The 5,588-nt window shown below is 66.7% G+C and carries 5 protein-coding genes and 1 pseudogene; 5 read left to right on the plus strand and 1 reads right to left on the minus strand.

Going from position 1 to position 5,588, the window contains the following annotated elements; all coding sequences use genetic code 11:
* The 5 genes and pseudogenes from AC2VOU_RS04145 to AC2VOU_RS04165 all read left to right on the plus strand — a co-directional run.
* A pseudogene (locus AC2VOU_RS04145) lies at positions 1–271 on the plus strand (alpha/beta hydrolase family esterase); the annotation flags it as partial.
* Positions 272–318: 47 nt separating this feature from the next.
* The gene (locus AC2VOU_RS04150) at positions 319–1,947 is read left to right on the plus strand and encodes an acyl-CoA dehydrogenase family protein (RefSeq protein WP_486956209.1); all 1,629 of its coding nucleotides are present in this window, start codon (positions 319–321) and stop codon (positions 1,945–1,947) included.
* Positions 1,944–2,882 carry a crotonase/enoyl-CoA hydratase family protein gene (locus AC2VOU_RS04155; protein ID WP_486956210.1) on the plus strand — a complete coding sequence of 313 codons (939 nt, stop codon included), beginning with the start codon at positions 1,944–1,946 and terminating at the stop codon, positions 2,880–2,882. The genes AC2VOU_RS04150 and AC2VOU_RS04155 overlap by 4 nt, the downstream gene beginning before the upstream one ends.
* 16 nt (positions 2,883–2,898) lie before the next feature.
* Positions 2,899–3,621, plus strand: a complete 723-nt coding sequence (locus AC2VOU_RS04160) for a PaaX family transcriptional regulator C-terminal domain-containing protein (protein WP_486956213.1) — start codon at positions 2,899–2,901, stop codon at positions 3,619–3,621.
* Positions 3,618–4,385 (plus strand): crotonase/enoyl-CoA hydratase family protein, encoded by a 768-nt coding sequence (locus tag AC2VOU_RS04165; protein ID WP_486956211.1) that lies wholly within the window; start codon positions 3,618–3,620, stop codon positions 4,383–4,385. The genes AC2VOU_RS04160 and AC2VOU_RS04165 overlap by 4 nt, the downstream gene beginning before the upstream one ends.
* Here AC2VOU_RS04165 and AC2VOU_RS04170 read toward each other — a convergent pair.
* The gene (locus tag AC2VOU_RS04170) at positions 4,379–5,551 is read right to left on the minus strand and encodes an FAD-dependent monooxygenase (protein WP_486956212.1); all 1,173 of its coding nucleotides are present in this window, start codon (positions 5,549–5,551) and stop codon (positions 4,379–4,381) included. The two genes, AC2VOU_RS04165 and AC2VOU_RS04170, sit on opposite strands and share 7 nt — an antisense overlap.
* Positions 5,552–5,588: the final 37 nt, after the last annotated feature.

Consider the following 5,588-nt stretch of genomic DNA (forward strand, 5'->3'; position numbering starts at 1 on the left):
CGCCGATCCGAACAGTCCCGACGGCGGCGGCCCCGGCCACGGCTTAGCCCACATCCACGGTCCGGCGATACCGGACTTGAATGCGTTGGGGCGCAGAGTTGATCAGTGCCAGCCGCCTACTGAGACAAGCGAGGGTCAGGTCACTACCTTGATCGCCGACTGTGCGCAGGGTCGCGGGGTCGCGTTGATCACCGTGGCCGACGGCGGCCACCGCTGGCCCGACTTCGCCACCGGCAGGCTCTGGAATTTTTTCGACAGCCACCACCGCTGAGCATTACACCTCTTGTGCAATTGCAGAAAAAATGTAATATTGGCGGCATGCCAGATACACATGTCGTCAGTAACCAGGTGCCACCGCTGGAAGAGCACAACCCGGCCTCGTCGCCGGTGCTGATCGAGGCGCTGATCCGCGAAGGTGGCCAGTGGGGCCTCGACGACGTGACCGCGATCGGCGCGATCGCCGGCTCCCGGCAGGCGCAGCGCTGGGGCGAACTGGCACAGCGCAACCGGCCGATCCTGCGCACGCACGACCGCTATGGCAACCGGATCGACGAGGTCGAATACGACCCGGCGTACCACGAGCTCATGCAGGTGGCGATCGAGCACGGCCTGCACGCGGCGCCCTGGGCCGACGACCGGCGCGGCTCCCACGTGGTGCGCGCGGCCAAGACCAGCGTCTGGACCGCCGAACCCGGCCACATGTGCCCGATTTCCATGACCTATGCGGTCGTCCCCGCGCTGCGGTTCAACCCCGAGCTGGCCGCCACCTACGAACCGCTGCTGACCAGTCGCCAGTACGACCCCGAATTAAAGCTTGCGACAACCAAACTCGGGATTACCGCCGGTATGTCGATGACCGAAAAGCAGGGTGGCTCCGACGTCCGCGCCGGCAACACCGAGGCCGCGCCCAACGGCGACGGCACCTACCGGTTGACGGGCCACAAGTGGTTCACCTCGGCGCCGATGTGCGACATCTTCCTGGTGCTCGCGCAGGCGCCGGGCGGGCTGTCGTGTTTTTTCTTGCCGCGTGTATTGCCCGACGGCAGCCTCAACCGGATGCGCCTGCAGCGCCTCAAGGACAAGCTCGGCAACAACGCCAACGCCTCCAGTGAAGTCGAGTACGACGGCGCCACCGCGTGGCTGGTCGGCGAGGAAGGCCGCGGGGTGTCGACCATCATCGAGATGGTCAACCTCACCCGACTGGACTGCACCCTGGGCAGCGCCACCAGCATGCGCACCGGACTCACCCAGGCTGTGCACCATGCCCAGCACCGCAAGGCATTTGGCGAATATCTGATCGACCAGCCACTGATGCGCAACGTGCTGGCCGACCTTGCCGTCGAGGCTGAGGCCGCCACCATGGTCGCGATGCGGATGGCCGGGGCCACCGACAATGCGGTGCGCGGCGACGAGACCGAGACTCTGCTTCGTCGTATCGGGTTGGCGGCCAGCAAGTACTGGGTGTGCAAGCGTGCGACCCCGCACGCCGCTGAAGCCATGGAATGTCTGGGCGGCAACGGTTACGTCGAGGAGTCCGGCATGCCGCGGCTCTACCGGGAGGCCCCGCTGATGGGCATCTGGGAAGGCTCGGGCAACGTGAGCGCGCTGGACACGCTGCGCGCCATGGCAACTCGACCTGAATGCATCGAGGTCCTGTTCGACGAGCTCGGCAAGAGCGCCGGTCAAGACGTCCGGTTGGATCGCCACGTCGAGCAGTTGCGCCCGCAGCTCGGCGAGCTGGAGACGATTCAATACCGGGCCCGTCAGGTCGCCGAGGACATCTGCCTGGCGCTGCAGGGTTCGCTGCTGGTGCGGCACGGACACCCGGCCGTCGCCGAGGCGTTCCTGGCCACCCGGCTGGAGGGCCGCTGGGGCGGCGCATTCGGAACCATGCCCGCCGGACTGGATCTCGCGCCCATCATCGAGCGTGCTCTAGTTAAGGGATGACGCACGCGATCAGGCCGGTTGATTTCGACAACTTGAAAACGATGACCTACGAGGTCACCGATCGGGTTGCGCGGATCACCTTCAACCGGCCGGACAAAGGCAACGCGATCATCGCCGACACCCCGCTGGAACTCTCGGCTCTGGTCGAACGCGCCGACCTGGATCCAGCAGTGCACGTCATTCTGGTATCGGGTCGCGGTGAGGGCTTCTGCGCGGGGTTCGACCTCAGTGCCTACGCCGATCGCACCGGCTCGGCGGGTGGCACCGGGGCGTATCACGGCACATCGCTGGACGGTAAAACCCAGGCGGTCAACCACTTACCGAACCAGCCGTGGGATCCGATGATCGACTACCAGATGATGAGCCGCTTCGTGCGTGGCTTCTCCAGCCTGCTGCACGCCGACAAGCCGACGGTGGCCAAGATCCACGGCTACTGCGTGGCCGGCGGCACCGACATCGCGTTGCACGCCGACCAGGTGATCGCCGCCGCGGACGCCAAGATCGGCTACCCGCCGACCCGGGTGTGGGGCGTGCCGGCGGCCGGCATGTGGGCCCATCGGCTGGGCGACCAGCGCGCCAAACGCCTCCTGCTGACCGGAGATTGCATCACCGGCGCCCAAGCCGCCGAATGGGGGCTGGCCGTCGAGGCGCCCGACCCGAAGGACCTCGACGAGCGCACCGAACGCCTGGTCGAGCGGATCGCGGCCGTCCCGGTCAACCAGCTGATCATGGTCAAGCTCGCGCTCAATTCCGCTCTGCTGCAACAGGGTGTGGCCACCAGCAGGATGGTCAGCACGGTGTTCGACGGGGTCGCCCGGCACACGCCCGAAGGCCATGCCTTCGTCGCGGACGCGGTCGAGCACGGCTTCCGTGACGCGGTCAAGCATCGCGACGAACCCTTCGGTGACTACGGCCGGCGGGCGTCGCAGGTCTGATCCGATGCCAAAATCACTGGCCCGCATGCCCGCTCGGTCGGTGGTGCTGAGTGTGATGCTCGGCGCCCATCCGGCATGGGCGAGCGCTGCCGAATTGATCCAGCTGACAAGCGACTTCGGCATCAAAGAAGCCACCCTGCGAGTCGCCCTGACCCGGATGGTCAGCGCGGGTGACCTGGTGCGTTCCGCCGACGGTTACCGACTCTCCGATCGACTGCTGGCCCGCCAGCGCCGACAGGACGAGTCCATGCGGCCCCAGGTCCGTCCCTGGCGCGGAGCCTGGGCAACGCTCATCGTCACCAGCGTCGGCACCGACGCCCGCAGTCGAGCAACGCTGCGAACCACACTGCACCACAATCGTTTCGGCGAGCTACGGGAAGGTGTCTGGATGCGGCCGGACAACCTGGAGCTTGAGTTGGACTCCGACGTCCGGGGCCGGGTGCGGATCGTGCAGGCCCGCGACGACGACCCCGCGCAGCTGGCCGGTCAATTGTGGGATCTGGAGTCGTGGGCGCGCATCGGTGAGCGGCTGCTCGCCGACATGTCCGACGCCGCCGACGTGCCCGGGCGCTTCGTGACGGCTGCCGCGATGGTGCGCCACCTGCTGACCGATCCGGTGCTGCCCGACGAGCTGCTGCCGGTGACGTGGCCGGGCGGCCGGTTGCGTGCCGCCTACAACGACTTTGCCGCCGAACTGTTTCTGCGGCGCAACAATATCCGACTAATGGAGGCGACATGAGCGAGCCGGTGCGAGTAGAACGTCACGGTCCGGTGACCACCGTCATTCTCAACCGGCCAACAGCCCGCAATGCCGTCAACGGGCCCACCGCCGCCGCACTGTTCGACGCTTTCGACGAGTTCGACCGCGACGACTCCGCATCGGTGGCGGTGCTCTGGGGAGACAACGGAACCTTCTGCGCCGGGGCTGACTTGAAAGCATTCGGCACACCGGACGCCAACGCGGTGCGCCGCACCGGTCCGGGTCCGATGGGACCGAGTCGGATGGTGTTGTCCAAGCCGGTTATCGCCGCGGTCAGCGGCTTCGCGGTGGCCGGCGGTCTGGAGTTGGCGATCTGGTGTGATCTACGGATCGCCGAAGAGGACGCCGTTTTCGGGGTGTTCTGCCGCCGCTGGGGGGTGCCGCTGATCGACGGCGGCACGATCCGCCTTCCCCGGCTGATCGGGCAGAGTCGCGCGATGGACATGATCCTCACCGGTCGTCCGGTCGATGCGGCCGAGGCGCTGGCAATCGGACTGGCCAATCGTGTCGTGCCCAAAGGGCAGGCGCGCGAAGCCGCGGAGAACCTCGCCCTCGAACTGTCGGCATTGCCTCAGCAGTGCCTGCGGTCGGACCGATTGTCGGCGTTGCATCAGTGGGGTCTGCCCGAAGCCGAGGCGCTGGACTACGAATTCGCCAGCATCTCCCGGGTCGCCGCCGAGGCCAACGAAGGCGCCGGTCGCTTTGCTGCCGGCGCCGGCCGCCACGGTGCCGCGGCTCAGTAACTCGGCAGCGTGAACGACCGCGCGACCGCCAGCGACTGCCGGGCAACCAGCTTGCTGACCATCGGGATACGCAGCATCCGGAGCGCGAGGTTGCGCACTGTGGCGCGCCGGCCCGACGAGTAACGATCGGCCTTGAGCGCGTGGATGGCGAGCTTCTGGCAGCGTGCGACATACGGCGTCATCAGTTGCTGGTATCGCTCCAGAGCTGAAGCGTAATCGGTTCCTGCTGAGGATATTTCGTGAGCCAGCAGATAGGAGCCGACCATCGCCAGGGTGGTGCCCATGCCGGAACGAGGCGAGGCGCACCAGGCGGCATCGCCGGTCAGGCACACTCGGCCGCGCGCATACGAGTCCAGATGGACCTGCGCGATCGAATCGAAGTACACCTCGGGCGTCTTGGCCAGACCGTCGAGGATGTGTGGGACCTCCCACCCCATGCCCGCATACCTGTGCGCGAACAGTCGTTTGTTTCGCTCGGTCTTGCGATAGTCGAAGTCGATCCCGGGGTCGTTGAGAAACAGGCTCGCCCGCGCAGGCTGGTCGGGATCGATGGCTTGCAGCGCCGCGGTGCGACCGGAGTCGATGTACGCCATGCCGCAATGGTCCATCCGCAACCGGTTGTCGATGTCGAAGAACCCGAAACACTGCCCCAACTGGGTGACGTAGTCGTCCTCGGGGCCGAACACCAGCCGGCGCACGCCGGAGTGCAGACCGTCGGCTCCGACGACGAGGTCGTAGTCGGCTGTGGAGCCGTCGCTGAAGCTCGCCCTGACCCGATGGCCGTCGTCCTCGATCGCTGTAATACGCACGCCGAAGCGATAACTGACGTCCTCACGCACGGCTTCGTAGAGGATGCGGGTGAACGTGCCCCAGTGAATCTCGATCTCGCCGCTGACCACCTCGGCGGGCAACCGGCCGACCTCTCTGCCCCGCCCGTCGACCAGCACGAGCGCACCCATTCCGGTGGCGTGCGCTTGGACCTTCTCCAGTAAACCCATCTTCTCGAGCACGCTGAGCGCCGGACCGCGAAAGTCGATTGCTTGCCCGCCGGTTCGCAGTTCGCGGGCCTGCTCGACGACCGTCACGGCGTGGCCCTGGCGGGCGAGCCAGTAGGACAGGCTCGGTCCGGCGATACCGCCGCCGCTGATAAGGATGTCGAAAGACATTGCCGCTTAGGGTTATCCGGCCTTGTTGATGGTGTTA

This window comes from Mycobacterium sp. TH-M25 (assembly GCF_057473665.1).